This window comes from Thalassospiraceae bacterium LMO-JJ14 (assembly GCA_021555105.2).
Lineage (GTDB): Bacteria > Pseudomonadota > Alphaproteobacteria > Rhodospirillales > Casp-alpha2 > UBA4479.
Genome location: CP134604.1, coordinates 961,470 through 981,570, shown reverse-complemented (window position 1 = coordinate 981,570; position 20,101 = coordinate 961,470). Strand labels below are relative to the sequence as shown.

Genomic DNA, 20,101 nt, shown 5'->3' with positions numbered 1-20,101 from the left:
ACATGAACACCGAAAAACGCATGTGGATCATCGCCGGCCCGCCGGGATCGGGGAAAAGCACCCTGGCGGCGAAGCTGTTTGCAGCCGATATCGGCACGACGCGCCACATCAATGCCGACGATACACGCGGGTTCGATGCCGCCGACGATCTGCCCGATGCAGTGCTGAAACGCATCGTTCCCGTTTCCAAACGCCTTGAGATCGCCGAGACCGGCGGGCGCAGCTTCATCGTCGAAAGCCGCCTGATGAGTCGCAAGCCGCTGTCCGCCGCGATCCGTCTGCGCCGCCGCGGCTGGGGCGTATCGCTGATCTATCTGGCGCTGCCGAAAATCGAGTTGTGCCGCAGGCGTATTCGCCTCCGCATCATGAAGGGCGGCGAGGACATCGCCGACGATCTTTTGGAGCGTGCCTTTCGGGCCTCGCTCGACAACCTTCCGCACTATATCGACGCCGCTGACAAGTGGCTGATCATGGACAGCTCCGGCGCCCGCAAACCGCTGATCGCCTATGGCAGTTATGCCGGCACTGTGGCGAAACAGGCCGACGCGCTGAAGGCGCTTGCCCCCGCCTATCCGTTCCTGCCCGCGGCCCGCACCGTCGCCGCCGAGACATGGACCGGGCCCGTCGTGGACACCTTTGCCGCACTGTCGCGTTGGCAATCGACGCTCGATCACCTGATGCGCATCGCCGAGAATATCGAGGCCGAAAATGGGACCTGACATGCGTGCTGAGGGCATAACCGCCCTGCAATGCTTTTCTTGGCCCGGGCACGCATCGGGCGTAGACTTCTGGCCGTGTTGGAAACCGTTTTGAATGTATTGCCGTTGATCGTCGGCGCCGTTGTCGGCGTGGTGATCGTCCTGCCGTTTGCGCTGGTCTACCGTGCGCGCGCACGCGATGCGTCGACCGAACGGCGGCGCACCGAAGCCGTTGCCACCCGCACGCGGGGTATCCTCTCGGCATCGCCCGACGGCATTTTCCTGTGGGATCACGCCACCGGCGGCATCTCGTGCTCCAGACGCCTCGCGGAAATGCTGGAAATCGAAAGCGGCACCCTGGCGCGTTATGACGATATCCGGGCCTGCTTCGAAGCGGACGAACTGCAAAAGCTCGAACAGGGCGTCAGCCTGTTGCGCGCCAAGGGAACGCCCTTCGACGTGACGCTCAGACGCGGCGAACGGACGTTCCAGGCCCTGGGGACACGCGCCCTTGGTCCGGGCGGCGAAGCGGTCGCGGACATCGTCTGGATGCGCCGTGTGGCCGCCGCCGGGGCACCCGCCGCTGACGCAGCGCGCAACGGCTCGGGCCTTGAAGACAAGCATCTGACGGCTCTGCTCGATGCCCTGCCGATCCCGTTGTGGCTCAGGGATGCGAACCTCAAGCTGGCGTTTCAGAACCGCGCTGCCGAACGCGTTCAGGGTCTGGCCGAAGAGATCGGCCAGCGCGCCCGTGCCGAGGGCAGACCCGCCACCGCGACCGCCGGCATTACCGAAAACGGCCAGTCGCGCCGCGTGCGGATCACCGAAACCCCGCTGGCGCCGGGCAACGGCGACAACAGCGGCACCATCGGCTTCGCCGTCGATGCCGAAGAGATCGTCGCCGCACCGGCCGGCGACATCACGGCACCGACGAGGGAACTGCTGCGGCCGCTTGAGGCCGGCGTCGCCGTGTTCGATGCAGAGACGCTCCTGATCGCCGCCAATCCCGCCTTTGCCGCGCTGTGGCGGCTCGACCCGGACTGGCTGCAGACACGCCCAAGCATGAGCGACGTGCTGATGCGGCTGCGCGAGCTGCGGCGTCTGCCGGAAGTCGCCAACTTCGCCGAGTTCCGCGCGGAAGAACTGGGCCGTTTCGGAACGCTTACCAACATCGCCGAAGACGCGTTGCACCTGCCCGACGGGCGGACCCTGAAACGCCGCTTCGGCCCCCTGGATGACGGCGGTCTGGTGATGACGTGCGAGGACGTATCGGACCGGCTCGATATGCAGCGTTCGCTCAAATCCGCGGACCGTGTCCAACGCACGACGCTCGAGAACATGCGTGAAGGTATCGCCGTATTCGGCGCCGACGGCCGCCTGCAACTGACCAATCCGCAGCTTGCCAAACTATGGGACCTGGACGAAGGCGAGCTCGTTCTGGGCGCACGCCTGCCCGACGTGATCCAGGCGCTCGGCATGAAGATGGCCGCCAACAATGAAAAATGGTCGCTGCGCAAGGAACGCATCGCCAGCGAAGTTCTGGCGCGCACGGTTTCCAGCGGCCGCCTCGACCTGATCAACGGCCGCATCCTGGCGTTTGCCAACATCCCGCTGCCGGACGGCGCGTCGCTGGTCAGCTACGGCGATATCACCGACAGCTTCAAGGTCGAGGAAGCTTTGCGCCAGCGCGCCCGGACCCTAGCCGAGGCCGACCGCATGAAGACCGAGTTCATCGCCAACGTGGCGATGGAGGTCCGCACACCCTTGAACACCATCCACGGCTTCGCCGATATCCTGCGCCAGGAAATGTTCGGCGAAATGAACAAGCGCCAGCATGAATATGCCAACGGCATCGTCGACACGTCCGAGAAAATGATGGGCGTCGTCACCGACATCCTCGATCTGGCGACCATCGAAGCCGGGCGCATGGAACTCAACAAGGACACCGTGGATCCGCACGCCATTCTGGTCGACGCCTTCAACGTCGTGAAGGAACAAGCGAAACGCAAGAACATCAAGATCGATTTCGACTGTCCGCCCGACATCGGCTGGATCTCGGCCGACGCCAAGCGCCTGACGCAGGTCGTCTTCAATCTGCTGACCAACGCCATTACGTTCACGCCGAAACTGGGTCACATCACCCTCGCCGCGGCGCGCGACGCAGACGTTATCGAAATCTCGGTTTCCGACAGCGGACCGGGCATCCCGAAGGACGAACGCGAACGAATCATGCAGCCGTTCCAGCGTATCAAAAGCGACGATCACACAGGTGCCGGGCCGGGCCTGGGCCTGACGATCGTCAAACGCTTCGTTGAACTGCATGGCGGCAAAGTCGAGATCAGATCGAACAAATCACGGGGTGCGACCGTCGTCTGCCGCATCCCGGCTGGCGATGGCGCCACCGAAGGGGTTGCGCCCCTTGATGGTGATCATGCTATCGTAGACGAACACGCGGCGGAGTAATCTTCGGATAGCTAACCGTCCGCTTCGACGGAGAACGGACTTGGACCTGCAAACGCTCTGCATTGTCGTCATTCTGGCCGCCATGGTCACGATGCTGGTGCGCGCCTTGCTAGCCGCCGGGAAATCGAATGCGCGCGCAGGCGACAAATTGCGGACCGGCGGTCGAAAGCGGCAAGCGGCAAAACCGTTGCCGGGTGCGTTTGCGCTCGACGATGCGCTCGACAAGCTCAATGAAACCGTGCGGATCCTGCAGCGCGATCTTGGCGATCAGGCGCCGGGGCGCAACGATCCTTCGGGACTGCGTTTCTACATCGCCTATCTGGTCGGCATCGGCCGGGAAATCGCCAAGATGAACAAGATCGCCTATGGTCCGGCGCTGGAAACCCCGATCCGCATGGAAATGATCCGCCACGGCATTTCAGGCGGCAACGGCTCTGACGTCATGGCGCGGATTCTCGCCAGCGACGAAGGGCAGCAGGGCCTGATCGCCGGCGAAATGGATGGCGCGGATGCTTGCGATCCGAATTACACTGGGGAATACTTCGTGCGTATCCTGTCGTATTTCACCGACGCTCAGGTGCGCGGCCCGCGTTAAGGGCTATAGCCGCTCGACCGCCTCGCAGAATTTCGCGATCTCGTTCTCGTCATTGTAATAGTGCACCGATGCCCGCACCACTTCGTCGAGACCACGGTTTTCCATGTCGATTCGTGTCGAACCGAGCCGAGAAACCGAGGTGTTGATTTTGTCTGCTGACAGCGCCGCTTTGATTTCGTCCGGTGTCTTTCCGTTCTTGATGAACGTAGTGATGCCGCATTTCTGTGTGCCGATATCCGTCACCGTGACCCCCGGGATCGACGAAAGCGATGTACGCAATTTCCCCGCCAGCTCGATGATGCGCGCACTGATATTCTCCATACCCCAGCCGAGCGTGTAATCGACGGCAACGCCGAGCCCGATGACGCCGGCAATATAGAATTCCCAATTCTCGAAACGTTTTGCCGTCGGCAGGATTTCGAAACTGTCGCGGCCCGTCCATTGCGCCGCGTGCAGATCGAGGAACAACGGCTCCAGCGCCTCGATCCGGTTCTTGCGGACATACAGGAAGCCGGTGCCACGCGGCCCGCGCAGGTATTTTCGCCCCGTGACGGACAGTGCGTCGCAGCCGATTTTTTCCACATCGAGCGGCAGCTGCCCGCACGACTGGCATGCATCCAGCAGATAATAAACGCCGGCATCGCGTGCGATCCGGCCGATTTCCTCGGCGGGATTTACCAGCCCGCCGTTGGTCGGCACGTGCGTCACGGCAATCATTCTGACCTTGTCGTCTATCAGGTTTTCGAGTGCCGGCAAATCCACCGCGCCGTCCGCGGCGCTTGGCGCAACGACGATTTCAACCCCGTGCGTCCGTGCCGCCTGCAGATAGGAAATATAGTTGGACGCGTATTCCGCTTCCACGGTGATGATCTTGTCGCCCGGCCGGAATTGTCTGAGCATGGCATGGAACGCCTGCAGCCAGGCGACGGAAGCGTTCTCGACCAGCGCAATTTCGTTCTTGTCGGCATGCAAAAGCTCGGCAATTGCCTGATACGTGCGCTCGCGCTTTTGATGCGCCGCGGCCGCCGCTTCATACCCGCCGATATCGGCTTCGAGCTGCAGATGCTCGAACAGGGCATCGAGCACCGGCTGCGGCATTAACCCGGCACCGGCATTGTTGAAATGCAGAACATTCCCGGTACCCGGCGTTTCCGCACGGGCGCGCTGAATATCAAACGTCATGGTCAACTCCCCTTGAAATCGCTAACCACCGTTTATCGGCAAGGAAGGCGGGCGTAGTAAAGGGATATATCCTTGATATCCTGTTCACTCAAATGACGCACCTGCCCTTCCATGATCGGTGCGCGTCGGCGTTCCTGCCCGTCGTCCATCTGGGACCTGGATTCCTGAAAGCTGCGCAGCTGCTGTTCCAGATACCCTGCATCCTGACCGGCGATATTCGGCACGTTGCTGTTCGCAGCAATACCAAACTGGCCGTGACAGACCTGGCAACGGATTTCAAATCTTGGCGGCGGCAACGGCGCCTCGGACATCACGGCGCGGCACGGTTCCGCGGCATAATACGCGGCGAGGTCTTCAATATCCGTGTTGCTTAGATCAACAATGAACGGGTCCATGATTTCATTGGTCCGCCGTGAGCGCATGATCGCCTGGGCGGCATCTGTGTCATGGTTCTTTTCGCCGGTACGGATTTTCGCGGAATTGCGCATTTCGCGCAGTTGCTTGACCAGATACTTGTACTTCTGGTTCGAAAGACTGGGGAAACCTTCGGTGTTGTTGGTGCCGTCAACTCCATGGCAGCTGACGCACTGCTGTGCCAACTCGGCGCCCCGCTTGGGATCGCCATGGTGTGACGCAAGTACCGGGTTCGCCGCGAACAGAAACAGACACAAAACCGCAAGAGCAGACTTGATATCCATGGATAGCTCCATTGTTCTTATTGGTGCCCTGACACTACACCTCGATGCTGATCCCAACCTGTCAACTCCGGCCCGGAATCCCCTTGGTCGTCGAATATTCGAAATGCAGGGCCTTGTCCGGGAACACCCGCAGATAGGCATGATGCGCCGCGAACGCGGCTTCCGAAAACCCGCTCAGGATAAGCTTCAGTTTGCCGGGATAATCCGACACGTCACCGATGGCGTAAATGCCCGGGATTGCGGTCTCGGCCGTCGTCGCATTCACCGGAACACCTTCCCTGCCCGCATCCAGGCCCCACGCGCGGATCGGTCCCAGGCTTTGCGCCAGACCGAAAAACGGCAGCAGCACGTCGGCTTCCAATTTGCGCTCATTGCCATCCATATCGACAACGATCACCGCTTCCAGTGTGCCTGCGCCGCCGGACAGGCCCTGCAACTGATACGGCGTGACAAGCTCGATGGCGCCTTCACCCGCCAGCACCGTCATGCGCCGCACGCTTTCGTCCATCGCGCGAAATTTGTCGCGGCGATGCACGACGTACACTTTTTCGGCGATCCCCGATAGCTGGATCGCCCAGTCGACAGCGCTGTCGCCGCCGCCGGCGATTACGACACGTTTGCCGGCGAAATCCTTAACCGAACGAATCAGGTATTTCACGCCGAGCCCCGGCCCCTGCGCCTCGTAATCCTCGATATTCTCAAGCGGCGGACGTTTCGGCCCGAATGCCCCGACACCGGCGGCGATGATCACCGCCTTGGCATCGATTTCCGTCCCCGCCGAGGTCGTCAGATGGAATGCCCCGGCCTCGCCCGCCAATGCCGTTACCTGCTGGTTCAGATGAATATGCGGATCGAACGGCGCCATCTGCTTTTCCAATGCCCGGATCAGCTCACCGGCAGCGATTTCCGGTTGTGCCGGAATGTCATAAATCGGCTTTTCCGGATAAAGAGCCGTGCATTGGCCGCCGATTTCCTGCAAGGCGTCGATGACGCGGCAACTCATCCCCAGCATGCCGCACTGGAACACCGCGAACAGCCCGACCGGCCCGGCGCCGATGATCGCGACGTCCGTTGAAAACCGTTCTGATGCTGGCGAAACAGGCACGTTCTTTCATCCTTTTTCCTGCCCCGCCGTCTTTCGGGAAAGCGCGCGCGGGGTGATGCCCTAGGATGGGTGCGCACGGGCGGCGGTTCAAGTCTTGTTCGCCATTCGCGCGGCATATACAAACGCAGGCATGCGTGATCAGGCAGACACCATCGCGGACGTCACCGTAACCGATGAAGGCGGCACCCGCGCCCTCGCCGGGCGGCTCGCCCTGGTACTGGCCGCCGGCGACGTCATCGCCCTCGACGGCACCCTCGGCGCCGGCAAGACGGCGTTTGCCCGCGCGCTCATCAATGCGTTGCCGGGCCAGGCCGAGGATGTGCCGAGCCCGACGTTCACCCTGGTGCAGACATATACACGCGGTGCCCTCGACATCTGGCATTTCGATCTTTACCGGCTGGAAGATGCCGAAGAAGCGTATGAACTGGGCATCGAGGATGCGTTTTACGATGCCGTCAGCCTGATTGAATGGCCGGACAGGCTGGGGGCATTGCTGCCCGCCGGGCATCTGCACGTCACGATCAGTGAAGCCAGCGGCGAGATTTCAGGTGCCAGGCGTATCGTGATCGCCGGCAATGCCGAATGGGCCGGGCGGCTCGCAGATGTATTCGAAGGAATGGCGGCAAATGGATAAACGCACCGAATCGCGGATGACATTCCTCGCCAATGCCGGCTGGGCCGGGGCCAAGGTCTCCATCCTCGCCGCCGATGCCTCGTTCCGCAGCTATTACCGGGTGCAGCTGAACGAGCGGCATTGCGTGCTGATGGACGCGCCGCCGCCCGAGGAAGACATCCGCCCGTTCGTCACCGTGGCGCGTTATCTGGGGCAACTCGGGTTCAGTGCGCCGAGAATCCTCGCCGAAGACCCGCGGCGCGGCTTCCTGCTTCTGGAAGATCTCGGCGACGACACCTATACCCGCGTCATCGAAGCGGGCGGCGATCAGGGTCTTCTGTACGATGCCGCCGTCGATACCCTGGTGCACCTGCACGAACTGTCGTCCGCCAAAACCGCCCCGGCTGAAATTCCCGACTACGACATGGACAGATTGCTGGCCGAAGCCATGCTGTTTGCAGACTGGTACATGCCCGCCGTCGGCTCCCCGCTCGGCGATCAGGCACGCGGCACCTTCGATGCCGCCTGGCGCAGTGTCTTCGCCGGTGTCGCCGACAAGCGCGAAACGCTGGTGTTGCGCGACTATCATGTCGACAACCTGATGTGGCTGCCGGGGCGCAGTGCCACGGCGCGCTGCGGGCTGCTGGATTTTCAGGACGCCCTGATCGGCGCGCGGGCCTATGACCTGATGTCGCTGATCGAGGATGCGCGGCGCGATGTCGATCACAAGCGCGCCGACAGGCTGATCGCGCGCTACGTCGCCGCTTGCGGGGATGTTCGCGAAACCGACCTCAGGCGCGATATTGCAATCCTTGGCGCCGGCCGGCATGCCAAGGTGATCGGCATCTTCACGCGGCTTTGCCAGCGCGACGGCAAGGCGCAGTATCTCGTGCATATTCCACGCGTGTGGCGGCTCTTGGAGCACAGCCTTTCGCATCCGGCGCTGGCGCCCGTCGCCGAGTGGTTCGCCCAAAACGTGCCGCCCGCCAGCCGCGTCACGCCCGGCCATCGGCCAGAGAACTCCGGAGACCCGCAATGAGTTTTGAAATCCCGAAGGTCGCCATGGTGCTTTCCGCCGGCTACGGCAAACGCATGCGGCCGCTCACCGACACGACGCCTAAACCGATGCTGGCGCTCAATGGAAAGCCGCTGATCGGCCATGTCATGGACCGCCTTGTGCATACCGGTGTCGAGCGGGCCGTGGTCAACCTGCACTACCTCGGCGATCAGATCCGCGCATACCTGGCTGACGAGAAGCGCCTGGACGTCGTCTTTGCCGATGAGCCCGATCTGCTGGAGACCGGCGGCGGCGTCAAGAATGCCCTCGCATCCCTGACCGAATCTGGCACCCATCCGTTCTATGTTGTGAATTCCGATGCATTCTGGCTCGACGGATACGAAGATAGCCTGTTGCGACTGGCGCGGGAATGGAGAGACGATCTCATGGACGGGCTTTTACTGCTGCATTCAACCGTCGAAAGCCACGGTTACGATGGCAAGGGTGATTTTTTCGCCGACCCGCTGGGCAAATTGATCCGCCGTCCGGAATCCGAAATCGCGCCATGGCTCTTCGCCGGCGTGCAGATTATGCATCCACGTATCTTCGAGGGCAGCCCGGGCGGGGCGTGGTCGTTGAATGTATTGTTCGACAAGGCGATCGAGGCCGAGCGGCTATACGGCGTCATCCATGACGGCGAATGGTTCCATATCGGCACACCGGACGGCCTTGCCGAGGCCGAGGCGTTTCTGAACCAGCCCTTTGCCGGCGAGAGGAAAAGATAAACCGAGATGTTCGACGGACCGGCGCCACGCATAGTCACAATCGATAGCGGCGTCGCCTTCGTCGATGCACTGGCGGCGCGGTTACTCGAACATGCCGGCGCTGAGCCCATGAAATTGGCGGAAATGCGAATCCTGCTGCCGACCCGGCGTGCCTGCCGGGCCCTGGCCGAGGCGTTTTTGCGGCTTGGCGGCGGACGTGCGCAGTTGCTGCCGACAATGACTCCGCTGGGCGACATGGACGAGGAGGAACTGTCCATCGCCGAGGCCGGTTTGCCGCCGGGGGCCGCCGAGGCACTGTCCCTCGCCCCCGCCATTCCCTCGCTGCGCCGTCAGCTCCTGCTCGGCCGTGCCGTCATGGCGCTGCCCGATCACCGCATGCATCCCGAACAGGCAACGGCGCTGGCACTGGAACTGGCCAAGCTGATCGACCGGCTGGCGACGGAAAACTGCACTCCCGAAGATATCCGCGGCCTCGTCAGCGACGATGCCGATTACGCGGTGCACTGGCAGCAGGTACTGCGGTTTCTGGAAATCCTGATTTCCCAGTGGCCGAACATCCTCGAAGCCGAAGGCTGTCTCGATCCCGCCGCCCGGCGCAACGCCCTGCTCGGTGCACAGGCACGGCTGTGGCGCGACATCCCGCCCAAGACCCCGGTGATTGCCGCCGGATCAACCGGCTCGATCCCGGCGACGGCGGATTTGCTGGGCGTCATTGCCCGCCTGCCGCAAGGCATGGTGATCCTGCCCGGCCTCGACAAATGCATGAGCGACGACGCCTGGTCGCTTTTGGGACCGACGCACCCGCAGTTCGGCCTGAAGCAGCTTTTGGCGCGCCTGGATGTCGAACGCGGCGCCGTCGATGATTTCATCGATGCCCCGCCCAGTCCGCGCAGCCGCCTGATTTCCGCCGCGCTGACACCGGCCAAGGCATCCGCCCCGGCAGCGCAAAGCAGCGACGACATCGGCGCCGCGCTTGCCCAGGTCCACCGGATCAATTGTCCCGGCCCGAGCGAAGAAGCGGCCGTGATCGCGCTTGCCATGCGCAACACACTTGAGACACCGGGCAAGACCTGCGCCCTGATCACGCCGGACCGCAGCCTTGCCCGCCGCGTTGCCGCCGCGCTCAAGCGCTGGGACCTGGAGGTCGACGATTCCGCGGGCGTACCGTTGGCGCAGACACCGCCCGGGGCCTTTCTGCGGCTCGTCGCCGATGCCTGCGCGGAACGGCTGGCGCCCGTACAACTGCTGGCACTGTTGAAACATCCGCTGGCGGCAGGCGGCCTTGAGGCCGCCGATTTCCGCAGTCTGGTGCGCGGTTTCGAAATCCGCGCCCTGCGCGGACCGCGACCGGCGCCGGGGATCAAGGGCTTGCGGGCCGCCCTCGGCAACAGCCCGAAAACCGCGCATCTGCGCCCGCTGATCGATATCATCGAGAAAACCCTGAGCCCGCTTCTGGCGCTTCTGCAAAGCGACAGCGCCGATTACGCAGACGCCCTGAAATGCCATGTCGCGGCCTGCGAAGCGCTCGCCGGCAACCAAGAACTGGCCGGCGCGCAGCGCCTGTGGGCCGGGGATGCGGGCGACAACGCGGCGCGTTTCATCGCCGAACTGGCGGAAGCCATCGGCGTTATGGGCAAGCAGCCGGGGGCGGCGTATGCCGGCATGTTCGACGGCCTGATGGCGGGACGTGTGGTACGGCCCCGTTTCGGCACGCATCCGCGCCTTCATATCTGGGGGCTGCTGGAAGCCCGCCTGCAACATGCCGACACGGTCATTCTGGGCGGCCTCAACGAAAGCACATGGCCGCCGGAGGCCGAGAGCAATCCGTGGATGAGCCGGCCGATGATGGCGGCGATCGGGCTCGAGATGCCGGAACGCCGCATCGGCCTGACAGCGCACGATTTCCAGCAGGCGTTCGCCGCGCCCGAGGTGATCCTGACCCGCGCCGAGCGCCTCGGTGGCGCGCCGACGGTGCCGTCGCGCTGGCTGCTCAGGATCGACAACCTGTTGCAGCGTGCGGGTGCAAGCCAAAGCGAGACCCAGAGAGCAATACCGGGTTTCGAGAGCGACGGCGAAAAGCCGTGGCTGCAGTGGGTCACGAAGCTCGATGACGCGCCCCGCGTCCAGCCGGGGCCGCCGAAACCGGTGCCGCCGCTCGACGCGCGCCCGAAAAGCCTGTCGGTAACGCAGATCGAGACCCTGATCCGCGATCCCTATGCCGTCTATGCCCGTCACATCCTGAAGCTCAAGGCGCTCGACCCGCTGGACGCCGACCCCGGCGCCGCCGAGCGCGGCAGTCTTATACACGAGGTTCTGGAAACCTTCGTCCGCGACTATCCGGATTCTGTCCCCGATGACGCCGAACGGATCCTGCGCGAGATCGGCGAGCGGGTCTTCGCCGAACACCTGGCCCGGCCCGGCGTGCGCGCCTTCTGGTGGCCCCGCTTCGAGCGCATCGCCACCTGGTTCACGGGCTGGCAGCGCGACCGCCTGGCGCAGGGCTGGCAGGTCAACTTCGCCGAGGAGAAAGGCGAGCTGGTCATCGACGCCGTCGAAGGCGGCTTCACCATCACCGCCAAACCGGACCGTATCGACGAGCGGCCCGAACTGGGGCTGTCGATCATCGATTACAAGACCGGCCACACGCCGTCGCCGAAACAGGTGGGCAGCGGCTTCAGCCCGCAACTGCCGTTGGAAGCGGTCATGGCGCGGCGCGGCGCGTTCAAGGGCGTGCCGGCGGAAGATGCGGTGGAGCTTTTATACGTCAAGCTGTCGGGCGGCCGGGACCCGGGCGAGGAAAAGCCCATCAAGCTCGACATTCCGGAGTTGATCGACAAGACGCTGACAGGCGTCAACCGGCTGATTTCGCAGTATGCCGATCCCGATCGTCCGTATCTGTCCGTGCCGCGTCCGCAGTTCGAGAACCGCTACAGCGACTACGATCATCTGGCCCGCATTGCCGAATGGCGCGGCGGCGGGGAGGAGGACGCATGAGCGCATCGGCCGACTTCAAAATCCGCAAGCGGACCGGCCAGCAGATCATTGCGGCAGCACCGGAAGCGTCGGTGTGGGTGTCGGCGAACGCGGGGACCGGCAAGACCGGGGTTCTGGTCGACCGGATTTCCCGGCTTTTGCTGGCCGGCGTGCAACCCGAACGCATTTTGTGCCTGACCTTCACCAAGGCCGCCGCCGCGGAAATGTCGAACCGACTTTCCGAGTTGCTCGGCAAATGGTCGGCGATGCCCGACGATGTGCTCAAAGAAGAACTGCAGGCACTCGGCGAGACCCCGGACGATCCCGAATTGCTGAGCCGCGCGCGGCAGTTGTTCGCGATGACGCTCGAAGCCCCCGAAGGACTGCGCATCCGCACCATTCATGCGTTCTGCGAATCGCTGTTGGGGCGGTTTCCGCTGGAAGCCGAAATCGCCCCCGACTTCCGCGTCATGGACGACCGCGACCAACGCGAGTTGCAACTGCAGGCACGCGATATCGTGCTGGGTCAGGCGGCAGCGCGCGGCACGGAACTGACCGACGCGCTATCCGAAATCGCCGCGCTGGTGAACGAGGAACAGTTCGCGGGTCTGATGAAGGAGCTGGACGGCACGCGGGCCCGGTTCAGGGGGGCGCTGCAGACATACGGCGGCCCCGGTCCGCTCGGCGATGCCGTCTGTCATGCCCTCGGCATTGACCCAAGTCTGAGCGCTGAGCAGGTCATTCGCGAAGCCTGCGTTATCGACGACGACACCCGCGCCATGCTGGAACGTGTGTGCGCCGCCTGGGACGAAGGGAGCAAGACGAATAAGGATGCTGCGGCAACCGTGCGCGGCTGGCTCGAGTTACCGGTCGAAAAGCGAGAAACGCTCTGGCGGAGCGATTTCATCAAGGTGTTCCTGACAGACAAACAAGAAATCCGCAGTCCCGACCGGCTGGTCGCCAAAGACGCGCGAGCCTTCGATGAAGGGGCGCAGAGCCTTGCCGTCGGGTTTGCCGAAACGCTGATTGCTAAGCTCGATCTCTTGAAAGCGATCAATGTCGCCGCCGCGACGCGCGCGCTGATCACCATCGGCGCGGCACTGATCGAGGCTTATGAGGGGATAAAGCAACGCCATGCCAGGCTCGATTACGACGATCTGATCCAGCATGCCTCGGCGCTGCTGAGCAGTGCGTCCGGCGTAAGCTGGGTGCATTACAAGCTCGACGGCGGCATCGAGCATGTGCTCGTCGACGAAGCACAGGACACCAGCCCCGAACAGTGGCAGGTGATCGAGGAAATCGCGTCGGACTTCTTTACCGGCCAGAGCCGCTACGAGGAAACCGCCGAGCGGCCGCGCACGATGTTCGCCGTCGGCGATGAAAAACAGTCGATCTACAGCTTTCAGGGTGCCGATCCGGTGATGTTCGGCACCATGAAAAGCCGCTTCGGCGATCAGGTGCAGACCATCGGTCAGGTCTGGAAACCGGTCGACATGGCGGAAAGCTTCCGCTCCGCCCCGGCGGTGCTGGATGTCGTCGACAAGGTGTTCGAGGACGCCGAAGCGGCGCGCGGTCTCAGCTTTGACGGTCACAAGGTCGATCATATCTCGGCCCGTCAGGGGCAGGCCGGGCGCGTCACCCTGTGGCCCAAGGAAGAACCCCGCGCGGACGACGGCGAGGATGATCCGTGGCATGTGCCGCTGGATCATGTCAGTGCCGACAGCCCCTTGGCGCGGGTCGCCGTGCGCATTGCCGACACCGTCAAAGACTGGATCGACAGCGGCGAAATCCTGCCGGCCCAGGGCCGTCCGGTGCAGCCCGGCGATATCCTGATCCTCGTGCAACGCCGCCGCCGCATGGCGGAAACGCTGGTCGCCGCGCTGAAGGAACGGGGCATCGCGGTTTCCGGGCGCGACCGCATGGTCCTGCCCGATCAGCTTGTCATTCAGGACCTGATCGCGCTCGGCCGCCTGACGCTGCTGCCGGACGACGATCTGAATACCGCGACGGTGCTGAAAGGCCCGCTCGCCGGCCTGAACGAAGACCAGCTTTTCGCGCTCGCGTATGACCGGCCGGGGACGTTGCTCGACGCGCTGCGCGACCGGTATGGCGAGGATGAGGCCTATGCGCGGGCCTGGGAGCGGATCGGCACATGGCGCAATCGCGCCGATTTCATGCCGCCGTTCGAATTTTTCTCGAACGTGCTGAATGCCGATGGCGGACGGCGCCGGTTGCTGGCACGGCTGGGACCGGACGCCGCCGACCCGATCGACGACTTCCTCGCCGCCGCGCTGGACTTTGAAGCCGATCACGTGCCGTCCATGGAAGGCTTCCTGCACTGGCTGGAGATCGGCGGCACCGAGGTCAAACGCGACCTTGAGCAGGGCCGCAACGAGGTCCGTGTCATGACCGTGCACGGCGCCAAAGGACTGCAGGCGGAAATCGTTTTCCTTGCCGATGCCTGCTCGGTCCCGGCGTCGCAGACCGATGACAAGATCCGCTGGCCGGACGGTGAAATCCCCATGTGGCCCGGCTTCAAGAGCAACGAGACCGAGGCGCTGCAGGCGATCAAGCAGGAAAAGCGCGAACAGTCGCTGGAAGAGTACCGCCGGCTTCTTTACGTCGCCATGACCCGCGCCAAGGACCGGCTGTATGTCACCGGCTTCACCGGCAAGAACGCCGCCGGCGGATCTTCCTGGTATGACATGATCGAAACCGCCATGACGAAACTGGGGACCGCGGAAACCGAAGCCGATGACCGCACCCGGATCGTGTACGACAAACCGCAGACGGCGGACCCGGACGGCGGCGGCGGGCGCGAAGGCAGCCTTGCCGCGGACACCCCCCTGCCCGGCTGGGCCATGGCTGCGCCCGAAAGCGAACCGACGCCGCCCAAACCGTTGAGCCCGTCCCGTCCCGATGACGAGGAACCGCCGGTGCGTTCACCGCTCGACGGCGATGACGGTCAGCGCTTCAAGCGCGGCAATGTCGTGCATGCACTGATGCAGACCCTACCCGAACTGCCCGCCCAGAATCGCCGGGAAGCGGCGCGTGCCTATATCGCCCGCCCGGCGCACGGTTTCGATGAGGAATCCCAGGCCGCTCTTGTCCACGAAGTTATGGCGGTGCTCGAGGACCCGGCGTTCGCCCCCCTGTTCGGCCCCGGGTCGCGCGCCGAAGTGCCGCTCACCGGCACTATTGAGACCGCCGACGGCCCGCGTGTCATATCCGGGCAGATCGACCGGCTGGTGCATAGCGGCGGCGAGCTGCTGATTATCGACTTCAAGACCAACCGTCCGCCGCCGTCCAGGCCCGAAGACGTGGCCCCCCTGTATCTCAAGCAGATGGCGACTTACAGCGCTGCGCTCCGGCAAATTTTCCCGGATATTCCTGTACGCGCCTTTCTATTGTGGACAGATGCGCCCAAGTGCATGGAATTGCCGGATGAATTACTGGCCCCTCTGGCACCTTGACGGGGTAATGGCAGCTACCTAGATTCCATACAGACAATCGACGTGTGGCAAAGAAACACCGCATATTTTAATACTGGTTTCAAACCGGCTTTTTTGAAGGGACACACCTTATGCCCAAGCAAGTAACCGACAGCTCGTTTCAACAGGACGTCCTTGGCGCATCCGGCCCTGTGGTCGTGGATTTCTGGGCCGAATGGTGCGGACCGTGCAAGCAGATCGCGCCTGCGCTCGAGGAAATCTCGGCGGAAATGGGCGACAAGGTCACCATCGCCAAGATCAACATCGACGACAATCCCGAAACGCCCAGCAATTACGGTGTGCGCGGCATTCCGACGCTGATGCTGTTCAAGGACGGCGAAGTTGCCGACACCAAGGTGGGCGCGTTGCCGAAGAGCCAGTTGGTGCAGTGGATCGAACAGAATCTTTAATCCGGCCCATCGGGGTCACGATTTGAAATTTTGGACCCCGCCCGAAACGGCGGGGTTCAGTCTTTATGGGGAATGCCATGAGCAAGCTTGAAATCAAACAGATCCCGGTGCTCAACGACAACTATGTCTATCTGGCGCACTGCCCGGAAACCGGCGCCACCGGCGTCGTCGATCCGGCCGTTGCCGGCCCGGTTCTCGATACGCTCGAACAGACCGGCTGGACACTGACGCACATTCTCAACACGCACCATCACAACGATCACACCGGCGGCAATATGGAACTCAAGAACGCCACCGGCTGCACCATCGTCGGCCCGCGCGCCGATAAGGACCGTATCCCCGGCATCGATGTCGAGGTCGGCGACGGCGACACCTATACGATGGGCGCTGCCAGCGCGACGGTGTTCGACGTGCCGGGCCACACGCGCGGGCACATAGCCTATTGGTTCGCGGACTCGGACGCGCTGTTCTGCGGCGATACCCTGTTCGTCATGGGCTGCGGGCGGTTGTTCGAAGGCACGCCCGCGCAGATGGTCAACTCGCTCGCCAAGTTCGAGGCGCTGCCCGGCGAAACCCGGGTTTACTGCGCGCACGAATACACCCAGTCCAACGGCCGTTTCGCGCTCAGCGTCGACCCCGACAACGACGATCTCATCAAGCTGATGGACGAGGTCAACGACAAGCGCGCCAGGGGTATCCCGACGGTGCCCTCGACCCTGGCGCAGGAACGCAGGACCAACCCGTTCCTGAGGCCGTCGAGCGCCGGCATTCAGGCGACACTGGGCATGCAGGGCGCGGACATCGTCGATGTCTTCGCCGAAGTGCGCAAGCGCAAGGACAACTTCTAGATTCCCCGGCCATGAGCGACCCGTTCGACCTCGAACGTTTCGTCTCGGCACAGGATACGGTGTGGCCGGACGTCACAGCCGAACTGAGCGCAGGCGCCAAGCGGACGCACTGGATGTGGTTCGTCTTTCCGCAGATCGCCGGTCTCGGACACAGCCCGACGGCGGTGCATTACGCCTTGCCGTCCCTGAACGCGGCGAAGGCCTATCTGAAGCACCCCGTGCTGGGCGGCCGTCTTGAAGAGGCAACCGGCCTTGTGCTCGGACATGCGCATAAAAGCGCGGGTGAGATTTTCGGTTCGATCGACGCCGTTAAGTTCAGATCGTCGATGACGCTGTTCGACGCCGCCGGCGGCGGTCCGCTGTTCGCAGACGCGCTCGAAGCGTTTTACGGCGGGGTGCGCGATTCGGCGACGCTGGAGATTCTCTCGGCGAGCGAAACCGCGTCACCCTGAACGTGATTCAGGGTCCATGCCATCACACTGAGATCGTGCCGAAATTATGGGTCCTGAATCAAGTTCAGGATGACAACAGGGGGCGTCAGGTCAGGGCAACGGCGCTTCGCCCGGCGCACAGGGGTTGAGGCGTGCGTCGCGGTCCAGCGCTTCCGCGGCCTCGTCCTTGAGGCGGCTTTGCGTCAGCTCCCCGGCGCGGTCCAGAATCGGATAGGCGACCGACGTCAGATGGCCGTTGATGCGCTTCAGGTCGCGCAACACATCGAGATGCAGCGAACTGGTTTCAATCGAATCGGCGCGCCCGTCGGCGATGCGTGCGTAATGACTTTCGGCGAAATTCCGCTCCAGATCGCGGACGCCGACTTTCTGGTGGATCAGCATCCGCGCCATGTCGACATCGGGCGCCATGAAGACATTCATTGCCAGATCGAAGTTTTCCAGAATCCGTGCGTGGAAGATTCTCAGTTCTTCGAGCCCCTGCTGTGAGAAGCTGGCGCGCTTCTTGATCTTTTTCGCCGCCAGATCCATCAGGTTCTTGTCGATGATGTCGCCGATGTGCTCAAGGTTGGTGGTGAAGCTGAGCACCTCGACATTGCGCTCGCTTTCGGCCTTGTCCATTTCTTCCTTCGACAACCGTGTCAGGTAAAGCTTGATCGCTTCGTGCAGCCTGTCGACGGTGTCGTCCATCAGTTCGATATCGCGGACCAGAGCGGTGTCGCTTTTCTGGAACACATCCAGACTGCGGGCCAGCATGTCACGCACGGTATCGCCCATGGCAAGGGCCTCGCGTGCCGCACAGGCCAGCGCCACCGAGGGCGTGTCCAGCGAGGAAGGGTCAAGATAACGCGGTGTGCCCGGCACGTCCTGCGCCGGCAGCGCCGGGATCATCCGCTCCGTCAGTTTATGCACGAAGCCGACGAACGGCAGCAACGCCAGTGCCAACGCGATATTGAAGACGGTATGGAAGTTGGCGATCATGCGCGCCGGCTGATCGTCGAGCATGGCCAGATACGGCTGTACCCACGGCAGCACGGCGACGCACACCAGCACGCCCAGCCCCCGCATCATCAGGTTGCCGATGGCGACACGCCGCCCGGCGGGTTTCTCGGCATAGGTCGCGACAACGGGAATGAAGGCCCCGCCCAGATTGGCGCCGAGCACCATGGCCAGGGCGAGCTGCATGTTGAGCACCTGCAACGCCGCCAGCGACATCACGAACAGCACGACAGCGACGCTGGAATGCGCCATCCACGTCAGGACCGCCGTCAGCATCACGGCCAGCAGAATTTCATCGGTGAGCGGCTTCAGGATCAGCGCCAGCGTCTCGTTCGAGCGCAGCGGCACGGAAGCCTGGCCGATCAGCTGCAACGCCAGAAGGATCAGGCCGAGGCCGATCGCGGCGCGGGCCAGCGCCCGGCGGTGGCTCGATTCGGATGTCAGAAAGGCGATTACCCCGGCACCGATCAACAGCGGCGACAGCCACGTCAGATCGAAGGACAGTACCTGTACGACCATCGTGGTGCCGACATCGGCACCGAGAATTATCGCCAGCGCCGCCGCCCCGCCGATCAGCCCACGGCCGGCGAACGAGGACAGAATCAATGCCGTCGCCGTCGAGCTTTGCAGAATCGACGTGACCCCGAAACCGACCGCGAAAGCGCGAAGCGGCTTGCCGGCAGTCATCGACAGAGCGCGGCGCAATTCGGCACCGAACGAACGCATGACGCCTGTGCGCACCATGCGGATACCCCACAACATCAGCGCGACGCCACCAAATATTTCAATCAGAATATGCACGAGAACGGATATGCCTTTTGACTACAGGGCGGACACAAAAATGTTGATAATTCTGTGTTTATGCCCGAATCCCTGCTTTATACGCACATATTGCGGTATATTCAATCGATTTCAGGGACCTGGAAATGCAATTCGGACAGGAGACTATTTCCCGCGCAGATATACCGCCCAGTACACCAGCGCCACAAAGACGCTGCCGCCGACGATATTACCGGCCGTCACGGGGAGCATATTGCCCAGAAAACCGGCCATCCCGACATCCGCCCCGGCCAGGTAGCCAACCGGAATCAGATAAGCATTGGCGATGGAATGCTCGAAGCCCAGGGCGACGAAGCCTGCGATCGGAAAAATAATCGCGAGAATTTTACTGCTCACCGAATGCGCCGCAAAACAAAGCCAGACGGCGAGACACACCAGCGTATTACAGAGCAAACCGCGGAAGAACGCTTCCAGCGGCGGGATAGTCATCTTTGCCTCGGCAATCGCCACCGCCGTCTTGGCAACCGCACCTGCGCCGATATCGAGCGTACCGGACAAGAAGACCATGACGGCCATAGCAATGCTGCCGGCGACATTACCGGCAAAGACGACACCCCAGTTCCTGAGCAGACCGGACGTCGTCACTTTCCTGTCGGCCCAGGCCATAACGATCAGGTTGTTGCCCGTGAACAGTTCGGCGCCGCCGACCACGACCAGGATCAGCCCGAGCGAGAACGCGACCCCGCCAAGCAAACGCCCGGGTCCGAGGCCGAGACCGTTATCCGTCATCACCAGTGTGAACAGCATGCCGCCGAAGGCAATGAACGCGCCGGCCAGCAAAGCCAGCACGAAGGTTGTCAGCGGCGCTTGCGAGGCCTTGGCGACGCCTGCATTTTCAACACGGACGGCTATTTCGCCCGGGCTGTAGGCATCGTAACCCGGTGCGGGAAAGGGATCGGTCATGAACGAGGCTCCTTGGTCACAGACATACGCAGAGACTATTTACCGGCATTTA

At 63.0% G+C, this 20,101-nt stretch carries 16 protein-coding genes; 11 read left to right on the top strand and 5 right to left on the bottom strand.

Annotation, left to right across the window (positions count from 1 at the left end; genetic code table 11):
• Positions 1-2: 2 nt before the first annotated feature.
• The 3 genes from L2D14_04820 to L2D14_04810 all read left to right on the top strand — a co-directional run bounded on the left by L2D14_04820 (position 3) and on the right by L2D14_04810 (position 3,756).
• Positions 3-719, top strand: a complete 717-nt coding sequence (locus tag L2D14_04820) for an AAA family ATPase (GenBank protein WNK00749.1) — start codon at positions 3-5, stop codon at positions 717-719.
• A gap of 90 nt (positions 720-809) precedes the next feature.
• Positions 810-3,161, top strand: a complete 2,352-nt coding sequence (locus L2D14_04815) for a PAS-domain containing protein (protein ID WNK00748.1) — start codon at positions 810-812, stop codon at positions 3,159-3,161.
• 40 nt (positions 3,162-3,201) lie between these two features.
• A complete protein-coding gene (locus L2D14_04810) occupies positions 3,202-3,756 on the top strand; it encodes a hypothetical protein (protein ID WNK00747.1) in 555 nt (184 codons plus the stop codon).
• 3 nt (positions 3,757-3,759) lie between these two features.
• Here L2D14_04810 and L2D14_04805 read toward each other — a convergent pair whose 3' ends face one another.
• The 3 genes from L2D14_04805 to L2D14_04795 all read right to left on the bottom strand — a co-directional run bounded on the left by L2D14_04805 (position 3,760) and on the right by L2D14_04795 (position 6,741).
• Entirely contained in the window at positions 3,760-4,938 is a 1,179-nt protein-coding gene (locus L2D14_04805; GenBank protein ID WNK00746.1) for an aminotransferase class V-fold PLP-dependent enzyme, read from the bottom strand.
• 32 nt (positions 4,939-4,970) lie between these two features.
• Positions 4,971-5,636 (bottom strand): c-type cytochrome, encoded by a 666-nt coding sequence (locus tag L2D14_04800; protein ID WNK00745.1) that lies wholly within the window; start codon positions 5,634-5,636, stop codon positions 4,971-4,973.
• A gap of 61 nt (positions 5,637-5,697) precedes the next feature.
• On the bottom strand, positions 5,698-6,741 hold the full coding sequence (locus L2D14_04795) for an NAD(P)/FAD-dependent oxidoreductase (protein ID WNK00744.1): 1,044 nt from the start codon (positions 6,739-6,741) through the stop codon (positions 5,698-5,700).
• Positions 6,742-6,871: 130 nt separating this feature from the next.
• Between L2D14_04795 and tsaE the strand changes: the two genes are divergently transcribed.
• The 8 genes from tsaE to L2D14_04755 all read left to right on the top strand — a co-directional run bounded on the left by tsaE (position 6,872) and on the right by L2D14_04755 (position 17,310).
• Positions 6,872-7,375 (top strand): tRNA (adenosine(37)-N6)-threonylcarbamoyltransferase complex ATPase subunit type 1 TsaE, encoded by a 504-nt coding sequence (gene tsaE / locus L2D14_04790; protein WNK00743.1) that lies wholly within the window; start codon positions 6,872-6,874, stop codon positions 7,373-7,375.
• Entirely contained in the window at positions 7,368-8,393 is a 1,026-nt protein-coding gene (locus L2D14_04785) for a phosphotransferase (GenBank protein ID WNK00742.1), read from the top strand. The genes tsaE and L2D14_04785 overlap by 8 nt, the downstream gene beginning before the upstream one ends.
• Entirely contained in the window at positions 8,390-9,136 is a 747-nt protein-coding gene (locus tag L2D14_04780; protein ID WNK00741.1) for a nucleotidyltransferase family protein, read from the top strand. The genes L2D14_04785 and L2D14_04780 overlap by 4 nt, the downstream gene beginning before the upstream one ends.
• Positions 9,137-9,142: 6 nt before the next feature.
• Positions 9,143-12,130 carry a double-strand break repair protein AddB gene (gene addB, locus L2D14_04775; GenBank protein WNK00740.1) on the top strand — a complete coding sequence of 996 codons (2,988 nt, stop codon included), beginning with the start codon at positions 9,143-9,145 and terminating at the stop codon, positions 12,128-12,130.
• A complete protein-coding gene (addA, locus tag L2D14_04770) occupies positions 12,127-15,582 on the top strand; it encodes a double-strand break repair helicase AddA (protein ID WNK00739.1) in 3,456 nt (1,151 codons plus the stop codon). The genes addB and addA overlap by 4 nt, the downstream gene beginning before the upstream one ends.
• A 110-nt stretch (positions 15,583-15,692) precedes the next feature.
• Positions 15,693-16,010, top strand: coding sequence for a thioredoxin TrxA (trxA, locus tag L2D14_04765; protein WNK00738.1), 318 nt, complete (start codon positions 15,693-15,695; stop codon positions 16,008-16,010).
• 77 nt (positions 16,011-16,087) lie between these two features.
• A complete protein-coding gene (gene gloB, locus L2D14_04760; protein WNK00737.1) occupies positions 16,088-16,858 on the top strand; it encodes a hydroxyacylglutathione hydrolase in 771 nt (256 codons plus the stop codon).
• Positions 16,859-16,869: 11 nt separating this feature from the next.
• The gene (locus L2D14_04755) at positions 16,870-17,310 is read left to right on the top strand and encodes a DUF1810 domain-containing protein (GenBank protein WNK00736.1); all 441 of its coding nucleotides are present in this window, start codon (positions 16,870-16,872) and stop codon (positions 17,308-17,310) included.
• A gap of 90 nt (positions 17,311-17,400) precedes the next feature.
• Here the strand turns inward: L2D14_04755 and L2D14_04750 are convergent, their stop codons facing one another.
• Positions 17,401-19,107, bottom strand: a complete 1,707-nt coding sequence (locus L2D14_04750; protein WNK00735.1) for a Na/Pi cotransporter family protein — start codon at positions 19,105-19,107, stop codon at positions 17,401-17,403.
• A gap of 144 nt (positions 19,108-19,251) precedes the next feature.
• Positions 19,252-20,049: a formate/nitrite transporter family protein gene (locus L2D14_04745; GenBank protein WNK00734.1), complete on the bottom strand. Its 798-nt coding sequence runs from the start codon at positions 20,047-20,049 to the stop codon at positions 19,252-19,254.
• Positions 20,050-20,101: the final 52 nt, after the last annotated feature.